This window comes from Chelatococcus sp. HY11 (genome assembly GCF_018398335.1).
GTDB lineage: Bacteria > Pseudomonadota > Alphaproteobacteria > Rhizobiales > Beijerinckiaceae > Chelatococcus.
In genome coordinates this window covers 133,910-152,682 of sequence record NZ_JAHBRX010000002.1, presented here as the reverse complement: position 1 = coordinate 152,682, position 18,773 = coordinate 133,910, and the positions used below count along the sequence as shown (strand labels likewise).

General features: G+C 60.7%; 16 protein-coding genes. 11 read left to right on the top strand and 5 right to left on the bottom strand.

The window, feature by feature from the left end; all coding sequences use genetic code 11:
* The first annotated feature begins 12 nt into the window (after positions 1 to 12).
* From KIO74_RS21800 to KIO74_RS21770, 7 genes are all read left to right on the top strand, one after another.
* Entirely contained in the window at positions 13 to 1,563 is a 1,551-nt protein-coding gene (locus KIO74_RS21800) for an ABC transporter substrate-binding protein (protein WP_213336581.1), read from the top strand.
* A 154-nt stretch (positions 1,564 to 1,717) separates the two neighbouring features.
* Entirely contained in the window at positions 1,718 to 2,644 is a 927-nt protein-coding gene (locus KIO74_RS21795; RefSeq protein WP_213336578.1) for an ABC transporter permease, read from the top strand.
* A gap of 15 nt (positions 2,645 to 2,659) precedes the next feature.
* Complete coding sequence (locus tag KIO74_RS21790; RefSeq protein ID WP_213336575.1) at positions 2,660 to 3,529, top strand: ABC transporter permease; 870 nt, start codon at positions 2,660 to 2,662, stop codon at positions 3,527 to 3,529.
* A gap of 9 nt (positions 3,530 to 3,538) precedes the next feature.
* Entirely contained in the window at positions 3,539 to 4,702 is a 1,164-nt protein-coding gene (locus KIO74_RS32525) for a M24 family metallopeptidase (RefSeq protein WP_213336572.1), read from the top strand.
* Between the two features lie 2 nt (positions 4,703 to 4,704).
* Positions 4,705 to 5,889: a M20 family metallopeptidase gene (locus KIO74_RS21780; protein ID WP_213336569.1), complete on the top strand. Its 1,185-nt coding sequence runs from the start codon at positions 4,705 to 4,707 to the stop codon at positions 5,887 to 5,889.
* The gene (locus KIO74_RS21775; RefSeq protein WP_213336566.1) at positions 5,886 to 7,649 is read left to right on the top strand and encodes a M28 family peptidase; all 1,764 of its coding nucleotides are present in this window, start codon (positions 5,886 to 5,888) and stop codon (positions 7,647 to 7,649) included. The genes KIO74_RS21780 and KIO74_RS21775 overlap by 4 nt, the downstream gene beginning before the upstream one ends.
* A 55-nt stretch (positions 7,650 to 7,704) precedes the next feature.
* On the top strand, positions 7,705 to 8,373 hold the full coding sequence (locus KIO74_RS21770; RefSeq protein WP_213336564.1) for an aspartate/glutamate racemase family protein: 669 nt from the start codon (positions 7,705 to 7,707) through the stop codon (positions 8,371 to 8,373).
* A gap of 112 nt (positions 8,374 to 8,485) precedes the next feature.
* On the opposite strand, the gene KIO74_RS21765 is transcribed toward KIO74_RS21770, so the two are convergent.
* A complete protein-coding gene (locus KIO74_RS21765; protein WP_213336560.1) occupies positions 8,486 to 9,949 on the bottom strand; it encodes a catalase in 1,464 nt (487 codons plus the stop codon).
* A gap of 175 nt (positions 9,950 to 10,124) precedes the next feature.
* On the opposite strand from KIO74_RS21765, the gene KIO74_RS21760 reads away from it, so the two are divergent.
* The 4 genes from KIO74_RS21760 (at position 10,125) to KIO74_RS21745 (ending at position 15,014) form a co-directional block, all read left to right on the top strand.
* Positions 10,125 to 11,018 carry a hydrogen peroxide-inducible genes activator gene (locus tag KIO74_RS21760; RefSeq protein ID WP_249731431.1) on the top strand — a complete coding sequence of 298 codons (894 nt, stop codon included), beginning with the start codon at positions 10,125 to 10,127 and terminating at the stop codon, positions 11,016 to 11,018.
* A 517-nt stretch (positions 11,019 to 11,535) separates the two neighbouring features.
* The gene (locus KIO74_RS21755; protein ID WP_213336554.1) at positions 11,536 to 12,522 is read left to right on the top strand and encodes a hypothetical protein; all 987 of its coding nucleotides are present in this window, start codon (positions 11,536 to 11,538) and stop codon (positions 12,520 to 12,522) included.
* Between the two features lie 244 nt (positions 12,523 to 12,766).
* The gene (locus KIO74_RS21750; RefSeq protein ID WP_213336551.1) at positions 12,767 to 13,741 is read left to right on the top strand and encodes a hypothetical protein; all 975 of its coding nucleotides are present in this window, start codon (positions 12,767 to 12,769) and stop codon (positions 13,739 to 13,741) included.
* Positions 13,742 to 14,051: 310 nt separating this feature from the next.
* On the top strand, positions 14,052 to 15,014 hold the full coding sequence (locus tag KIO74_RS21745) for a hypothetical protein (protein ID WP_213336549.1): 963 nt from the start codon (positions 14,052 to 14,054) through the stop codon (positions 15,012 to 15,014).
* An 82-nt stretch (positions 15,015 to 15,096) separates the two neighbouring features.
* Here the strand turns inward: KIO74_RS21745 and KIO74_RS21740 are convergent, their stop codons facing one another.
* From KIO74_RS21740 to KIO74_RS21725, 4 genes are read right to left on the bottom strand one after another with little or no spacing between them, the layout of a single operon-like run.
* Entirely contained in the window at positions 15,097 to 16,092 is a 996-nt protein-coding gene (locus KIO74_RS21740) for a Gfo/Idh/MocA family protein (protein ID WP_213336546.1), read from the bottom strand.
* Between the two features lie 33 nt (positions 16,093 to 16,125).
* A complete protein-coding gene (locus tag KIO74_RS21735) occupies positions 16,126 to 17,019 on the bottom strand; it encodes a sugar phosphate isomerase/epimerase family protein (RefSeq protein WP_213336543.1) in 894 nt (297 codons plus the stop codon).
* Positions 17,016 to 17,852, bottom strand: a complete 837-nt coding sequence (locus KIO74_RS21730; protein ID WP_213336540.1) for a carbohydrate ABC transporter permease — start codon at positions 17,850 to 17,852, stop codon at positions 17,016 to 17,018. The genes KIO74_RS21735 and KIO74_RS21730 overlap by 4 nt, the downstream gene beginning before the upstream one ends.
* Positions 17,849 to 18,766, bottom strand: coding sequence for a carbohydrate ABC transporter permease (locus tag KIO74_RS21725; protein WP_213336537.1), 918 nt, complete (start codon positions 18,764 to 18,766; stop codon positions 17,849 to 17,851). Before KIO74_RS21725 ends, KIO74_RS21730 begins: the two co-directional genes overlap by 4 nt.
* Positions 18,767 to 18,773: the final 7 nt, after the last annotated feature.

Below are 18,773 nucleotides of genomic sequence, written 5' to 3'. Positions count from 1 at the left end.
AAGGGGAACACGATGAATATTCTTTCGCCATTCAGGGCGCGATCGCTGGCATTCATGCTGTCGATCGGCGCCAGCGCCTTCGCGTTGTCCGGCCAGGCCGACGCGCGCAGCATCAAATTTGCGATGGGGGCGCCCGTCCTAACGCTCGACCCGGGCGTGGCGGCGGGCACACAGGCGCAGACCGTTCGCATCCAGGTCATGGAGCCTCTCGTGCAAATGAACGCCGAGACAGGCAAGATCGAGCCGCTGCTGGCCGAGAGCTGGAGCCTGGCTGACGATAAGAAGACCTGGACTTTCAAATTGCGCCCTGGCGTCAAGTTCCATGACGGTACGCCGTTGACGTCGGCTGATGTCGTCGCCTCGCTCAGCCGGATCATCGATCCGAAGTCCGGTCTCGGCCGCGCCGCGGATCTCCGAGCGATCAGCGAGGTCACGCCCGTAGACGATCTCACGGTCAAGCTCACGACCGCAGCTCCCTTCGGCGCGCTTCTGCAGGTCCTCGCGCTGGATTCCGCGTCCATCCTGAGCGCTGCCTCGCTTAAGGCGGACGCGGCGAAAATCGGCTGGAATCCCGTTGGCACGGGTCCCTTCAAATATGTGTCGCATCAGGCTGAGCAGAGCGTGACGCTTGCCCGCAATGACGCTTATTGGGGCACGAAGCCGGCGGCCGAAGGCATACAGTTCATCACCGTTCCCGAGGCCGCCACGCGGCTCTCCATGCTTGAAACCGGTGAAGCCGACATCGTGACCGACGTTCCCGGATCAGAGATCGAACGGCTTCAGTCGACACCCGACATCGCATTGCTGAAGAAGCCCAATACCCGTGTCGGCCATATCGGCATCAACGTCAGCAAGCCGCCCTTCACCGATGCGCGTGTGCGCCAGGCCCTGAATTTCGCGGTCGACCGGGAAGCCATCGCGGAAGGTGTGTTGCGTGGCCTTGGTATCCCGGCCGAGACGATCATCGCGCCGCCAGTTTTCGGCTACGCGCCACAGAAGCTCTATTCCTACGACCCGAAGAAGGCGAAGGCGCTGCTCACCGAGGCGGGCTTCCCGAATGGGTTCAAGACGACGATCTGGACGCCGCAGGGTCGTTATTACATGGATCGCGAGACGGTCATCGCGGTGCAGGCCCAATTGAAGGAAATCGGCGTCGACGCGTCGGTGGAGATCGTCGACTGGTCGACCTATCTTGCCGCACTGCGCAAGCCGCAAGCCGAGAACAAGTCCGAGCTCTACATGCTTGGCTGGGAGACGGGTACCGCGGATATCCAGATCATTCTGGATACGGTTTTCGACAGCGCGCGCATGCCGCCCAATGGTTGGGACACCATGTTCTACAAAAATCCAGATGTGGATGCCTTGCGTGTCGAGATCGGTCGCGAGGTGGATCCCGACAAGCGCCTGAAACTGGCGGCTGATGCCCAGGCTCTGATTATGAAAGACGCGCCTTGGGTACCTCTGTACAGCTATATTCAGGTCACCGGATACCGCAAGAATATCACCGGCCTCGAATATCTTGCCACGGATGTCTATCGCCTCAAGAATATCAAGTTCAACTGAAACTGCGGCGGCAGCATCTGAAGGAATGGCCCGACTGACCGCCTTTCGCGCAGCCGGGCCAAGCCACAATGCTCACATGCTTGCGTTCCTGACAGGAAGCGCCCAACTGCCGTCCTGTCAGCCGCGGGTTTAGGAAATCGGGCGGTCGTTTGTCATGGATCTCGCGTCGTTCATCACACGCAGGCTGGTCTATGCCGCGCTGGTGCTTCTCGCTCTCTCGGTCCTGGTGTTCTCCATCCTGCAACTCGTGCCCGGCGACCCCGCCGTGACAGTTGGCGGTATGGGGGCCTCACAAGCGGACATCGAGGTCATTCGCCAGCAGTTGGGTTTTGATCAGCCCGTGTGGTGGCAATTTCTGCGTTGGCTTGGAGGGCTCTTCACAGGTGACTGGGGCACGTCCATCGTTTCGCGCGAGCCCGTTCTGCCTATCCTCATCGAACGCTTTCGCATGACTCTGCTGCTGGCCAGCGCCGGCATTCTGTTCGCGGCGGTCGTCGGCGTCACCCTTGGCGTCAATGCGGCGCTGCGCGCCAATTCGGCATCGGACCTTCTCCTGTCGGTCATCGCGCTGATCGGCGTCTCCGCTCCCATCTTCTGGATCGGCCTCATCCTCCAGCTCGTCTTTTCCGTGCGTCTCGGCCTTCTGCCCTCGACAGGCGCCGGCAGTCTTTCGCATCTCATTCTGCCGGCGCTCGCCATCGGCGGCAACTCGATCGGCATCATCATGCGCATGACCCGCGCGAGCCTTCTGGAGGTTCTGCAGCAGGATTATGTCCGCACCGCCCAGGCCAAGGGGCTCAAGCACCGGACGGTGATCTATACACACGCGCTGCGCAATGCCCTTGTACCGATCCTGACAGTTATCGGCATTCAATTCGCCTATCTCATGGGTGGCGCCGTTCTCATCGAGACGGTCTTCGTCTGGCCGGGCATCGGCAAGCTGCTCGCCGACTCCGTATTCCGTCGCGATTTTCCAATCGTCCAAGGCGCCATCCTCATCATCGGAGCCTTTTTCATCCTTGTGAATACATTGGTCGACTTCGCCTATACGATCGTCGATCCGCGCATCAAGGCGGGCTGAGGGATGGTGGCGCTGATGAACCCCGTCGATACCTCCGCTCATGCATCCCAGGCCCCGCGCCGCAGGCTATTGCGCAAGTTCCTGCGTCACAGAATGGGCGTGGCAGGCCTCGTGATCGTGTTGCTCTATATCGTCGTTGCGCTCTTCGCGCCGTGGCTTGCACCCTGGGGGCCGGATACTGTTGATCTGCGCAACGTGGCCAAGCCGCCGAGTCTCGCGCATCCATTCGGCACCGATCAGTTCGGACGTGATGTTCTCAGCCGCACGATCTTCGGCGCGCAGACCTCGCTTGTTCTGGGCTTCTGCGTTGTCGGTATCGCCACGCTGTTCGGCATGCTGTTCGGCGTGCTGGCCGGATACTATCGCGGGCGAGTCGAGCGGGCGGTAATTTTCATGACGGATGTCATGATGACCTTGCCGAGCATCATCACCGCGCTTGCCGTCGTGACCATCCTCGGCCCCGGCCTCGGCACGACCATCATCGCCATCGCAATCGCCAGCCTGCCGCGCCTCGTGCGCGTCGCCCGCGGCGCGGTGCTACAGGTGCGCGAAATGGACTACATCCAGAGCAGCCGTTCGCTCGGCGCGACGGACCGCGCCATTGTGTTGCGTCATGTGGTGCCGAACGCCCTGTCGCCGGTCATCGTCCAGGCCTCTCTGCTGATGGCCGAGGCCGTGTTGGTCGCGGCCGGCCTTGGCTTCCTCGGTGTCGGCGTCAAGCCGCCGCTGGCCGAATGGGGGCAGATGCTCGCCGAGAGCCGCACGCTGCTGCGCAGCGCGCCGCATATTTCGATCTTCCCGGGCCTCGCCATCATCTTTCTGGTGCTCGGGCTCAACCTCTTGGGCGATGGGCTGCGTGACACGCTCGACGTCCGTACACGATAGGAGACACAAGTGATTGACGAGATGAAGGGGCGCGTGCAGCGCGCGCGCGAACTCGCGAGCATGCGCGGCTTTGAGGGCGTGATCGTCGCCGGACGCGCGCCTGATCGCAATGGCGATCTGGCCTATCTCTGCGGCCATATCCCGATGCTCGCGGGCCATCCCAGCCGCTTTGCGATCCGTGGTCGCGGGCTCGGCCTGCTTTACATCCCGACGGATCCGAAGGCGAATCTCGCGATTGCCGTGACGACGCCGTTCTACGTGCCGGCGCATGGCGTCGGGGAGACCGTGGTCAACCCCAATATCGTCGCAGGCATCACGGCGATCCTGGAGCGCGCGGGCGCGCAGCGCGCAACCGTCGGCATCATCGGCATGGACGTCATCTCCGCGATGACCTTCGCCGAGATGACCCATTACAATCCCGGCGTTCGCTTCATCGAGGCCGATGACATCGTGATGAACATGCGCGCGATCAAAAGCGACAAGGAGCTTGAGGCGCTGCGCCAGGGCTCCGCCTTCGCCGATGAAGTCGGCGCATTGCTGCGCAAGGAGATCAAGCCGGGCGTCACCGAACGCGAGCTCGCCAATTTCGTCATTTCCGAGATGACGAAACGTGGCGCCACCAATGCCTTTGCGACCTGCCAGTCCGGTGTCGAGCGCTCGGGAGAGCCCTTTCTGTTTCCGGCCTTCTCCGATCGCGTGCTGGAGGACGGGGATCTCGTCCACATGGAGATCAACGGTCGCTGGCAGGGCTATATGATCGACATCTGCCGGGCGACGATGGTCGGCCGCCCCACGAAGGATGGCGTGCATCTTCTCGAGACGGTGCTGAAGATGCTCGAGGTCAGCATCGATGCCATCGGCCCCGGCGTTCTCGCCGAAGATCTCGAGAAGATCGCCGACGACGTCGCCGTGAATGCGGGCTTCCAAGGCAAGTTCGCCTTCGGCTATGGCGGTGCTGGCACCTATCTCGGCCATGGCATCGGCCTCGGCGTCGACGAGCCACCGGCGATCTGCAAGGGCGAGAAGACCTTCCTGCAGCCCGGCATGGTGCTGACCATCGAACCCGGCCTCTATCGGACGCCGGCGGGCGGTGCGCGCATCGAGGATGAAGTGCTCGTCACCACGACGGGTGTCGAGGTCATCACGAAGCTCGAACGGCGCTGGTGGGCCTGATCATGTCCCCTTCTCCCGTCAGCCAGGAGCTCGCCGCGCTCCTCGGCGATCTCGTTCGCATCAAAAGCCATTCGGGCGAGGAAGGCGCGGTTCAGGCCTTCATCGCACGCTGGTTTGAGGACAACGGCATCCCGGCCCGCATCGAGCCGGCGGCCGGCGGCCTCACCAATGTCGTCGTCGAGATCAGCGGCGGCGTGCCGGGACCGACGCTCTTCATGGGCGGCCATTGCGATACCGTCACGCCGCCCGATGACTGGAGCATGGACCCCTACTCACCCGTGATCCGCGAGGGACGCCTCTATGGCGTCGGAGCCATGGACATGAAGTCGGGTCTCGCGACGGCGATGCACGCTGTCCGCGATCTCGCGCGCCGTCCCGGTGATTGGGCGGGGCGCGTGATCTTTGCGGCACTTGCGGACGAGGAGGCCTATTCCCGCGGGGCGCGCGGCTTTCTCGAACAGGGACATCTTGAACAGGGACATCTTGAACAGGGTCTTGCCATCGACGCGGCGATCATGTGCGAGCCGCATTTCGACATTCCTTCCATTGCCGCCATGGGCAAGATCAATCTGAAGGTCGTGGTCACGGGGCGCTCCGCCCACGGCTCGCATCCGGCTGACGGTGTCAATGCGGTGACGGAAGCCGCGCGCCTGCTCGTCGCCATCGACGGGCTGGCGCGGCCGACGCATCCCGAGTTCGGCACGAGCACCCACTGCGTCCTGAACGTGAGCTCGGGCACCGGCATCTACGAGATCCGCGTGCCGGACCGTTGCGAGTTCCTGATCAACTGGCATTTCCTGCCGACCGAGACCGCCGAAGAAGCTGTAGCGGCGATCGAGGCGCTGGCCCGCGATCTCCATTCACCGGCACGCTTCGATGTGACGATTGCCCAGCCGCGCTACGACAGCTTCGTGATGGACAAGGACCATCCCTTTGTCACCACTTTCGCGGAGAGCTATCAGCGCATTCTCGACAAGGCACCGCCCTTCACGTTCTGCTTCGGTGTTTCCGACGCCAACATCTTCAATGGCGCTGGAATCCCCACGCTCCTGTTTGGCCCTGGCGGCGCGAACATGCACGCCGCCGATGAATGGGCCGATCTCTCCCAGATGGAAAAAGCTCGCGCCGTCTATCTCGACCTTGCCGAGCATTTCCTGGTCGCTCCGACACAAAGGACTGCGTCATGACCTTCGGCTCCGCCAAACTTCCCCATTCCATCAACCACGTGATGGCGCATGTGGATCACATGCGGATCGACACACCCCGCCGCAAGAGCGGCTCCGGCCAGGATGTCAGAGCCGGCCACTATGTGGTCGATACTCTGAAGTCCTACGGCCTCGATGCGGCGCTCCAGGAATTCGAGACCTTCGACAGCGATCCAGGAGAAGCCACTCTCGAAGTTGTCTCGCCGGACAAGCGCGTCATTCGCGCGCTCGCCTGCGCGCATATCGAGCCAACCCCGGCAGGCGGCTATTCCGCCGAGATCGTTGACGTCGGCCCGGGCGGCGAGAGCGACTATGAGGGCAAGGACGTTCGCGGCAAGATTGTTCTTGCCGAAGTGTCTTACGCTCCAGCGACGCCAGAGAAGGCGCGCATCGCTTCCGTCAAGGGTGCGGCGGGCATCCTCCTGATGAACTGGGGCCGCGACGGCGAGCCGGATATCCCCTGGCGTGGGCTGAAGTCTGTCTGGGGGAACCCTACTCCGGAAACCTGGGAGAATATTCCGCGCCTCTTCGGCCTCAGCATCTCACGCGGTGACGGCCAGGCGTTGCGCGCCCTGATGAAAAGCGGTCCCGTTGTCCTGAAGGCCAATGTCACGGCGCATCGGGAATGGCGCAAGCTCAGCCAGCCGATCGGTTGGCTGCACGCCCCCGACACCGCGCCGGAAAGGGACCAATTTATCATTGTCTCCGGACATCTCGACTCGTGGCTGCCGGGAGTGACAGACAACATCACCGGCGACGCTGTGATGATGGAGATTGCCCGTGTGCTGGCGGCCCGCCGCGCGGAACTGCGCCGCTCCGTGGTGTTCTGCTTCTGGAACGGCCACGAAGTCGCAGAAGCAGCCGGCTCCACTTATTTCGTCGATGCGTTGTGGGAAAAAATCAACGGCAATGCTGTCGCCTATCTGAACATCGATTCCGTCGGCATGAAGGACACCACGGAATTTCATGTGAACGCCTGTCCGGAGCTGCGTGAATTCTCGCGGACCATTGCCGAGGCGGCCGTCGGCGAAAGCGTCCCGATCTCCGTCGGCAATCTCGACAGATTCGGCGACCAGTCCTTCTTCGGCATTGGTGTTTCCTCCACCACCGCGCGCCATGGCTTTTCCCGCGAGGTGATCGAGCGGTATCATGGGGCGACAATCGGCTGGTACAACCATACCGAACACGACACGATCGAGATCGTGGATCCCGCGATCCTCGACAGTGATACCGACTATTGGACACGACTTGTCCATGCCCTCGCCACTACATCGATCCTGCCGCAGCGGTTCTCTCCCCGCATCAAGGATCTTGAACGCCGCTTCAGTCTGATGCTGGCCGGCAAGAAGGACCCCGCCCAGTTGTCGCTGATCCACGAGGGGATCGCCGCGCTCGCCCCGGAGCTCGAGTGGCTCGATGCGCGGCTCGACCAGCTGGCGGCCACGAGGGACACGGACCAGAAGGCCGTGCAACGCGCCAATAGGCTCATCCTGCGTCTCTCGCGCCAGCTCACTTTCATCACCGGCTCGGCAAGCGGCAAATATGAGCAGGACAGCTACGGCATCAGCACTTTACACCTGCCGGTTCCCCTGCTCGGCTGCCTGGATGACTTCCAGAAGGCCGATCCGGATGGGCTGGAGGCGAAGCTCCTGACCACGAAGCTGATGCGCCTTCGGCATACGGTGACGGATGCGCTGCAACTCGCGCGCGCCTTCATAGACGATTTCCGCGCTCTGTCGTGAAGGCTCGCCCGGAGCCATGAACGCTCCGGGCTTTCATCTCTTGAGGGAGGCGGCGGTGGCCCGCAAAACAATCTACGTCCTCAACCCGAGCAGCCGCACGGATACGGGCATCACCGAGGACATGCAGCACAGTCTCAAATGGCTGGTGCGTGAGGGTGGTCCGGACATCCGCTGCCTTACCCTGAGCGACGGTCCGAACGGCATCAAGAACGCGCGCGACAGTGACAGCGCGGCGCCAGCCATTCTTCGTTTCATCGAGCGGGAATGCGCGAAGCCCGAAGTTGCGGGCTTCATCATCGCCTGTTTCTCGGACCCCGCGGTCTTTTCCGCGCGCGAGTTGACGGCGAAGCCCGTGATCGGCATCGGCGAGGCCGGGATGATGGCCGCCCTTGCCCTCGGCGATCTCGTCGGCACCATTGGCGTGTCGGGCAGTAACCCGGTCAAGGGCTTGCGCTTCGCCCGTCGCCTCGGGGTCCGGGAGCGTATCGCCGGCCATGTCGGGCTCGGGCTGGACTATGGGCAGCTCAAGGATCCCGCCGTCGTCGAAGACAACCTGATCAAGGCAGGCCTGAGTTTACGCGATGACCATGGCGCGGATGCGATCGTCTTCGCGGGGGCCGGGCTTGCCCGTTATGTCGCGGCACTCAACGCGGCGACGGGATTGCCAGTGGTGGACCCGACACAGGCGGCGGCGGCCTTGGCGCTGACCCAAGCCGCCCTCTGAACAAGCCACCTCTGAGACGGAGCCGGCCCAGGCGCGACTATCTCAAGGCAGCGTAAAACGAAAGAAGGCCCGGGCCGGAGCCCGAGCCTCTCCCGTCTTCCAATCAGGCTGCTTACTCAGCCGCGCGCTTGACGACGCGGGCCGCGATGAGGTCGCCCGTGGCCTGGTCGATGCTCGTCCAATACCAGATGAACCTCTCCTTGATGGCATCGACAGTCAGCGCATTGTATTGGCCAACGAGCGTATCCACGAGCCGATCCCTCTGCTCCTGGGTGAAAACCTTACGGATCAGGGTTCCCGCCTGGCCGAAATCATCGTCGTCGCTCCGCAGCGTATAGGCTGAGCGTACGAATTCGCCATCCGCTTCCCAGCCCTTGCCCTCCGAAGCGCGTGCCGGATCGGCTGTCGGCCCACCGAATGAATTCGGCGCATAGACCGGTTTGCTGTGGCCGGCGAAGCCATGCCGCATCGGACCGTCCTTGGCATAGGAATGAACCTCCGAGACCGGACGGTTGACCGGCAGCTCGTTGTAGTTCGGACCAATGCGATAACGATGGGCGTCCGCATAGGAGAACACACGGGCGAGCAGCATCTTATCGGGGCTGACATCGACGCCCGGGACGAGATTGGACGGCGCGAAGGCAGCCTGCTCGATCTGGGCGAAGTAATTTTCCGGATTGCGGTTCAGCACGAACTCGCCGACCGGGATCAGCGGATAATCCGCGTGCGGCCAGACCTTGGTGAGATCGAACGGATTGAACCGATAGGTCTTGGCGTCCTCATAGGGCATGATCTGCACGGAGACCTTCCAGCGCGGGAAGTCGCCGCGCTCGATCGCCTCATAGAGGTCTCGGATATAGTGATCCGCATCCGTGCCGGCGATGCGCGCCGCCACGTCGCCATCGATGTTCTGCTCGCCCTGCTGGTTGTGGAAATGATACTTTACCCACACGCGCTCGCCAGCGGCGTTGATCCACTGGTAGGTATGTGACGAGTAGCCGTTGAGATGGCGCCAGGATGACGGCAGACCGCGATCGCCCATGAGATAGGTGACCTGATGGGCGCTCTCCGGCGAAAGCGTCCAGAAATCCCACTGCATGTCGGCATCGCGCAGGTGGCTGCCGGGCAGACGCTTCTGCGAGCGGATGAAATCCGGGAACTTGATGCCATCGCGGATGAAGAACACCGGGGTGTTGTTGCCGACGATGTCGTAATTGCCTTCCGTCGTATAGAACTTGAGCGCGAAACCGCGCACGTCGCGCCACGTGTCGGGCGAGCCGAGCTCGCCGGCCACCGAGGAAAAGCGCAGCAGCATCGGCGTCTTCACGCCTTTCTGGAACAGCGCGGCCTTGGTGTGGCGTGACATGTCCTCCGTAACGACGAGCTCGCCGAAGGCCCCGCCGCCCTTCGCGTGCACCACGCGCTCGGGCACGCGCTCGCGATTGAACTGCGCCAGCTTTTCGACGAGATACACGTCGTGCAGGACGACCGGCCCATCGGGGCCCACGCTGCGGGAATGCTCATCAGACGCGACAGGCGCGCCAGCGTTGGTGGTCGTGAAATTCTTACCCGTCATAGCCTTCTTCCCCAAACAATCGAGCATTAAGGCACGCATCCTAGCGAAGCCCGGGAGGCCTCGATACGTCCTGGAATTTTTCTAAGAAAACTTCTGGCATAGGACGTCCATAGGATCAAATTGCATTTTCAACAATCTATGATAGTTTTTTCCTATTGTGGTGACGATCAAGCAGATGAGATATTTCGACGCCTTGGTCCAGACCCGGCATTTCGGCCGGGCGGCTCAACTCGTGCATGTCAGCCAGCCGGCCTTGTCGGCGCAGATCATGGAACTCGAGGCGGCGCTGGGGACCAAACTGGTCGAGCGCAACCGAACGCGTATTCTTCTGACACGCGAAGGAGAGGCCCTTCTCCCACGCATGCAGCACATTCTCGCCGAGGTCGCCGAGCTTGAGCAGGCGAGCCAGCACAAGCACAGCCCGCTGTCCGGCATAGCGCGCATCGGCGCGATCCCGACTGTCGCGCCTTATCTCGTACCAAGGCTCGTCCCCTATCTTCGGGCCGCCTACCCGCGCATCGAGATCGAGCTGCGCGAGGCTATCACCGACAAGCTGCTCCTGGACCTGGAGGAAGGGCGGCTGGACGCGGTGGTTGCCGCACTCCCCGTCGTGGGGGACAGCCTGTCCGCGCGGCCACTCCTGAAGGACCGTTTCTTCATGGCCATGGCGGATACCAGCCGGGATGTCCTCGCCTCCCCTCTGACAGGGGCGGAAATCGATCCAGGGCGGTTGCTGCTGCTGGAGGAAGGGCATTGTCTACGCGATCAGGCGCTTGATGTCTGCAGCGCCGCACGCCCGAACAACGTGATCAACATCGGCGCGACATCGATGACGACGCTGCTCCAGATGGTGACCCACGATCTCGGGATGACCCTCGTGCCGGAGATGGCCCTCGAGGCGGAGACCGTACACCACCGGCTGCGTGTCGTGCCCTTCGCGCCACCCGAGCCTGCACGTGAGATCGGGCTCATATGGCGGCGCAGCAATCCGCATATCGCCGATATCGACGCCCTCGCCGAGGCGATCATCGCCACGACGCCACGGGTGGGAAATCTGGATCGCGCTTAAGCTCAGGGGCTAACAAACCCTCGCAACTGTGATCGCAGATCGCTACAATATCCGCCCGCATATACTCCCATTATCTCGATAATTAATAAGTAAAAATGCGCTTTTCTCGCATCACGGGATATTTGGCCGTCGCTCAGCGTCGCCTGCATCAATGCGGCACAGCGATTTCAGCAGCACGGCTGTCTGGTGCAGCCGAAGGACCGACCTAGCCACTGGACTCAGAGACGTACATTTCCGTAACTATTGGAATATCGCGCCTTCCATTCCCAGAATGCTCATTGTACCGCGCAGATTGACACATATATGTGGTAGATATTTTTCAGGAATCCGTCATGGATAGGCCAAGCGCAGCTTAGATTACCGCCAAGCCGCGCCTTAACTTTACACGTTCGATGAATGATGTCCGTTCGTCGCGAGTGTCGGATCGAAAGAGGCGTGACAAATAAGCGCGACGGTCCGGAAATAATTCTCCAAGCAGCGCACCGCTGACATCCATCACATTCCGGAGTACATGATCATGGCGCGCGGCACCATCGCCGACTTTATTAATGAGCTCGGCCTATACCATTCAAAAAATCGCTACGATGCCATCAATGCGGATAATCAACTTGGACGCTTCGCTTTGAGCGAAGCCGCCCTCATCGAAATCGGCATGGTCGGCACCGACGGCGATCCCCATAAGAACGATTACGCGGGCGGTTGGACGGGCAAGCACGGTATATACAGCAAAGAGGAATTCCTAAACTCACCCGATGCACAAGACAGGGCCATTCATAACGTCCTGCGCAAGCTGCGCGATGATGCCGGGGATCTTGTCCATTATGATGGCCAGATTGTCGATGGCTACGAAATTAGAATCTCGGGCATCCTTGGAGCCCTCGCGAGTATCGACGCTCGCGAGATCAGGCATTTCATCGCATTCGGCGGAGAGTACAACCCGAAGTGGCCCAACGCACCGCGGATTAGCGAAATCATCCGACGGTTCAATGATTATGACCTGCCATACAAGCTTGATCAGAACCATAACTATACGTTCACAGGCAGCGAGGGTCCTGACGCCATCCACGGTTACGCCGGTAACGACCACTTCACGGCGAAGGGTGGCGACGACACATTTGACGGCGGGGACGGCGTCGACACTATCGTGCTGGCAGGAAAAGTGTCGGAATTCACGATCACCCGCGGGCTCGATACAGCCACTCTCATCATCAAGCGTAAGCTGGACAATGGCCGCGTCGAGCACAAGGAGATGCGGAATGTCGAGTTGGTCAAATTCGCGGACGAGAAGATCGTCGATTTGCGTAATATGCCGCTCGACGCGTGGAACGAAGAGCCCACCACCGAAGCCACGGTGCACATCGCGACAATGCCGGTACCAATTGTAATTCCGCTGGCACCGTCGGGACTGGGTGCGCAAGAGGACGGCATTTCGGTAAAAGATTCAGAAATGGGCATGATCGGCGTGAGGAAAGAAGACGAGCCCAGCGACACGCTCGACATTTGACGATTGCCTCCCCGATATCAACTACTAGCGGTTTCCACCGTTCAGACTTCTCCCTACCAAATCCTCCTGATATCACGGATGGCGATCAGCCCGGCTGGCATTACAAAAATTGCCGCGCCGCTCGATAATCCATCACGCGCTATTCATGCAGAAAAAGCCGCGCTTATTGCATCAAACGACGTGCTCGCCAATCGCATATATATCATAACGATCGCGAGATTTTTTATAGTATCGGAGCTAAGCGATGAGTGACAGCACATTCGAAGATTTTATCAGCGATCTCGGCTTATATCATTCCTCGAATCGCTACGATAACGTCAACAAAACTAACCATCTGGGACGCTTTCAGTTTGGTGAGGCAGCGCTCATCGACATCGGAATGGTGCGGAACGACGGAAAGCCTTTCAACAACGACTTCAGCGGCGGCTGGACAGGAAAACACGGAATTTACAGCCGCGAAGCTTTTCTCGCATCGCACGAAGCTCAAGACAACGCAATCCGAGACTTTCTCGGCAAGCAGACCCATTTCCTCCGCGATTTCATCCACTATGATGGTCAGACCATTAATGACCATCAAATCTCGATTTCGGGACTTCTTGCCGCCGCGCATCTCGCGGGCGCAGGTGGCGTCAGGCGCTTCCTGAAATCGGGCGGCGAGTACAATCCCAAGGATTCTAGCGGCACCGCACTCACCGACAGTCTCGACTGCTTCCATGGCTACGATGTCCCGTATAAGGTCGACGAAAGACGCGACTATACCTTTATCGGCAGTGAAGGGCCTGACACCATCTTTGGTTATAGCGGCAAGGATCTCTTCGTCGCACGGGGCGGCGACGACAGGTTCGACGGCGGAGAGGGTGAGGATACCATAGAGCTGCCAGGCACTCGCCCCGAATTCGCGCTAACGCGTGAGCCGGATTCCTCCATATGGTGGATCAAGCATCGAACTGACGCGGGATGCGACGAATACAAAGTCATTCGGAATGTCGAACTGATCAAGTTCGCGGATGGCGAGATTGTCGATCTGCGCACGCTACCGTCGACTGCAACCAGCCGCGAACCCATCGTCGTGTATGAACCTCATCCGGCAGAAGGATTGGCTGGAGTAGTAACGGAGCCATCTTCAACCCCGATTGACCATGACGTCGTCGAGAGCGCGCCAGTGATGCCTGTCGGCCTACCCGCCGCACCAAGCGCGAGCGACGTCTCAAGCCTCTGAACTCGGACGCTGGAATGGCGTCCGTTGAGGCAGGGCTGACAATCACGTCAAACGCTCGGCGTCATCGCCGTGCGTCATCGGTCATTCGCGAAACAAAGACCTGGGATGCGGTTGTGGAGCGCTCCGTCAGCGTCACTTTCTGGCGGAGTGTTCGTTTGCGTAGCGACCGGCGCCCGTTGCCATTCAACGACGGATCTCTCTCGCTAGCTTGCAGAGATGTCTTCCCGCGTTGCATACGCTGACCGACATATTCTCTGGATATTATTGCATCGGCCGCACATGAATATTGGATGCTTTCGGAGTTTGAGTTATGACTGTCCGTACGTTCAGTGAGTTTATCAGGGATTTTGGTGAATACGTCTCGCAAAATCGCTACGATTGTATCGGCGCGGATTCTCGCTTGGGACGCTTCCAGTTCGATGAGCTCTCGCTCTGGCAAATTGGCCTGATGCGGGAAGACGCCCCCTTCAACAACGACTACAGCGGTGAATGGACAGGAAAATATGGAGTAAACAGCCGGGAGGAATTCCTTGCTTCTCCCAGGGCTCAGGATGAGGCTTTCGAAGACCTGATCGTCAGGCAGCTCCATCTCCTCCAAGATGTACTGCACTACGTTGGTCAAACGATCAACGGACAAGCGATCTCGTTGGCAGGCCTCGTCAGCGCCGCGTCTGTCACCGACGCGCACAAGGTCCATTGTTTTCTGTTGGGAGATAAAAGCCACCCCGATTATCCTGACACCAGTGGCGTTGCGGAGGCCCTCGCTCGATTTCGTGATTATGAGATGCCATACGAGGTAGCGACCCACTCGGCTCTGGGGCTCCACGTCGTGGGAAGCGAAGGCCCTGACGTTATCCGCAGTAACGGAAGCAACTATTTCTTCGAGGCGAGAGGCGGCAACGACACATTTGAAGGCGGTGAAGGCATAGATGCGATCAAGCTGGCGGGCCAGTTGGACGACTTCGTGATTACGCGAGGGCCCGTGCGCGGTGCATGGGACATCAAGCGTAGGCTGGACGATGGCACCGAGGAGCACAAGAAAATCGAAAACGTCGAACTGATCATGTTTTCGGACGGTGAGCACCTCTCCCAACTTGACCTCCGTGAGGTGCCAGCTGAAGCGTCCGCCGAGGAACTTACCCTCGCGATGAAATTGGCCTTGTGGGATTTGACGCCATTTGCTTTCCACGCGCCCACCACCGCCGACAGTGACCAGTTGGAACTGGTCTCCGTGATGGATGATGATCGGCCAAGCGCCGCGCCAGACTTCTAATGTGCGGCGCTCAAAGTCACCGCACACATACCATACGGGAGCGGTCCCGCGTACCAAGCCTAAATGCTCAAATGCGGGTTCGCTAGCCGATAGCTTTTTCCAGAAGGGCCATGGCGCGTGCGCCATCGGCCGCGTTGGGGAACGATACCTGTTCGCCACGTGCCGCGCGCACGAATTCCCCGAGAATCGCGTGATAGCCCTTGTGATCCTCGTTCGCGGCGGCGGTGAGGTTCGGCTCCCAGACGAGGGTGTCCTCGCTGTCGACAAGGCTGGCATCAAGCTTCGACACCTTGAAGGGCGGATGCCGGAAATAGCGGACCTCATGGACGTTGCGCACCTCGACGCGGCGATGGTCGCCCATCACCTGCCACCATTCCATCGGTGTACCGCGTGACTGGTGGGTGCCCATCACCAGGGTTCCAATGCCGCCGTTGGCGAAGAGAAAATCGACATGGAGCAGCAGCTTGCCCGGTTCGATCTCATGGCGACGCGCGCTGATATCCGCGACCCCTCCCATCAGATGAGGCACCAGATCGAAATAGTGAACGCAGTGATGGAGGTAGAAACCGGTATAGTCGACGTCCTTTGCGAAATAGGTCGGCGCCGTCATGTATTGGCCAAGAAAGCTCGCGGTGACACCGAACTCCGCCGAGTGAATGACATTGGCCGCGATGCGATTGGCCGTCGAGTAGCGCTTCATGAAGCCGAGGACCACGGGCACGCCGCGGGCCTTGGCTGCATCCGCGAGTTCCTGTGCCTGGGCAGCCGTGGGCGCCGGCGGCTTCTCGATAAAGACCGGCAGGCCGCGGTCGATGGCGGCAAGGCCGATATCGTAGTGCAGTTGCGGACCGACCGCGAGACCCAGCGCGTCGATATCGTCGCGCGCCAGCAAAACCCGCCAGTCCGTGAGCTGGTTCTCTGGCGCGACGCCATAGCGTCGCCCCGTCGCGGCCAGCCGCTCGCGGGAGGTGTCGCACAGCGCCTCGATAACGACATCATGGCGGGTGAGCTGCGGCAGGAGCATCTCGTTGGCGTGCGTTCCACAGCCAATCCAACCGATGCGAAGGGGGGAGGTCATGTCAAGTCTCACGCGACAGGTTGAAGGAACAGATCAGGCCGTCTGGCGGGCAAAGGCGAGCGCGGCGTTGAGATAGGCGATGCTGGCGGCGAGTTCGCCATCCTCGTTCACAGTGGGCGCGCGCCATTGGGCGAGTGTCACACCGGCCCCCTCATCGGAGCGCCGGAAGGGTTCCAGCACGATCGGCCCGGTATAATTCACATCGCGGATGGCGCGGGCGACGCTTGCCCAGTCGATATGGCCGGCGCCGACGAAGCCACGGTTGTTCTCGTTCGCCTGGAAGTGAACGATCCGCGACCCCGTCTTGCGGATGGCATCGGCGATATCGAATTCCTCCATATTCATGTGGAAGGTATCCAGCATGACACCGACGGACGGATTATCCACCCGCTCGACGATCTCCAGCGCATGCCGGGCCGTGTTGCAGACGTCGCTTTCGAAGCGGTTGAGCGGTTCGACGCCAAAGGCGATACCCTGGTCGGCAGCCCGTTTGCCTGCCTGCTTCAGCCCCGCCACCACCGCATCGACGCGGCGCTTGCGTTCACCGGCGTCGATCGGCGCTGGAGCACGGCCGGCGAAGACCATCGGCGCACCGTAGAGCGGGCCACCGACGATCGTGGCGCCGAGCGCGGCCGCCGTATCGACTGTGCTCTCGAGATAAGCGACGCCGCCCTTGTAAGCCGCCTCATCCGCGCTGGAGAGATCACGCGTCAGATTAACGCGCGCGGCGAGCACGCAGGAGAGGCCGGCGTCGGCGATGGCAGCCCGTGTCTCGCCGAGATCGAGCTCGCCCGGCTCCGGCACGAGCAGTTCCACCACATCCGCCCCCGCCTTCTTCATGCGGTGGAAGCAATCGAAATGATCGCGCGTGAAAGGGCGCGCATAGAACATCGAAATAACACCGATGGCGTTCTTGGTCTCAATCATGATTTCACCGCACCAGCCGTGAGCCCGCCCACGAGCCGCTTTTGCACCACAAGGAAGAGAAGCGTAACGGGCAAGGCAATCAATGTGCCGCCCGCGGTCAGAAGCCCCCACTGAACCGTGAACTCGCCGATGAAGAGCTGCAGCGCGACAGTCACCGTCCGCACCGCCTGCCCGGAAAGCATCATCGCGAAAAGATATTCGTTCCAGGACGTGATGAAGATATAGATGCCCGCTGTTATCAGCCCGGGCAGGATAAGCGGGAGGACCACCAGACGGATCGTCTCCATGCGGCTCGCGCCGTCAATCATGGCAGCCTCATCAAGGTCCTTCGGTATGGCGTTGAAATAGCTCGTCAGCATCCAGATCGCGAAAGGGATGGCGAAGGTGGAATGTCCGACGACGACGCCGAGATAGGTGTCGATAAGGCCCAAGTTCCGCATCATCAGAAAAAGCGGAATGATGAGCAGCACGATCGGAAACATGTTGATGACCAGGAAACCCGTCATCAATCCGGTTCGCGCGCGGAAGCGAAAACGCGAGAAGGCGTAAGCCGCTGGAACGGCAACACCGAGCCCGAGCACGACGGCCCCGCTGGCGATGATCAGGCTGTTCACGAGGCTTCCGGCGAAGGACGTCCTGGCGATCAGATCCCGATAGTGGTCCAGCGTCGCGCTTTTCGGCAAATACTGGACGGGGAAGACCGCGAGCTCTGCCTGCGGCTTGATCGAGGTGAGGATCATCCAGACATAAGGAGCGATCGCGAACAAGACGATCAGCAGGATCGGGATTTCGACTTCGATCAGTCGGCGTTTGTAGGAGCGGCGTTCAATCATCGCGAAAGGTCCCGTGACGCGCGCCGGACGTAGGCCCAGACGACGGCCATGAGCAGGAACGTCAGAATCAGGGCAAGCGCCGCGCCGTAGCCGAATTCCATGCCCGTGTAGGCCCTGATGAAGGCATAGAGCGGCAAGGTATGGGTATCGTATCCCGGCCCGCCTCCCGTCATCACCAGAATGACGTCGAGGGAATTGGCGACCCAGATGGTGCGGAGCAGCAAGGCGGTCGCGATGACATCGGCGATGGACGGCAGGGTAATGGAGAACAGCTGCTGCCGCGGCGTCGCCCCGTCGATCTCGGCCGCCTCATAAAGCTCCTGCGGAACCGTCTGCAAGCCGGCGAGGATCGTCACCGCGAAGAACGGGAACCCCTGCCAGATCAGGGCGAACATGACGGCGTAAAGGGCTGTCGAGGGGTTGGCAAGCCAGGCGATCGGCGTCTCGATGAGACCAAACCGCAAGAGCATGTCATTGATCACACCGACATTGAAATCATACATCCAGGTCCACATCAGCCCGATGATCACGCTGGGCAGGGCCCATGGAATGATCACCAGCGAGCGGGCAAGGCTGCGCCACCAGAAGCTCTGGTTGAGCAGAAGCGCGGTTCCGAGCCCCAGAAGAAACTGCAGGCCCACGACGCCAACGATCCAGATGAAGGAGTGACCGAGCGATATCCAGAAAACCTCATCGGCGAAGATCGCGGCGAAATTGCCGAGGCCGATAAAACGCGCGTCATCGGGCGCATATAGCAGGTAGTCGTGAAGACTGAGCCAGAAAGTCTGAAGGACCGGAACCAGCACGACGGCAGAGGTCACAACCAATGCCGGTAGAAGAAACCACAGGGGGGTGAAGTTGCGCCGCTGTCGCGGCGCAACGGTTTCAGCATAAGATGACGCGATGCTCGCCATTGAATCG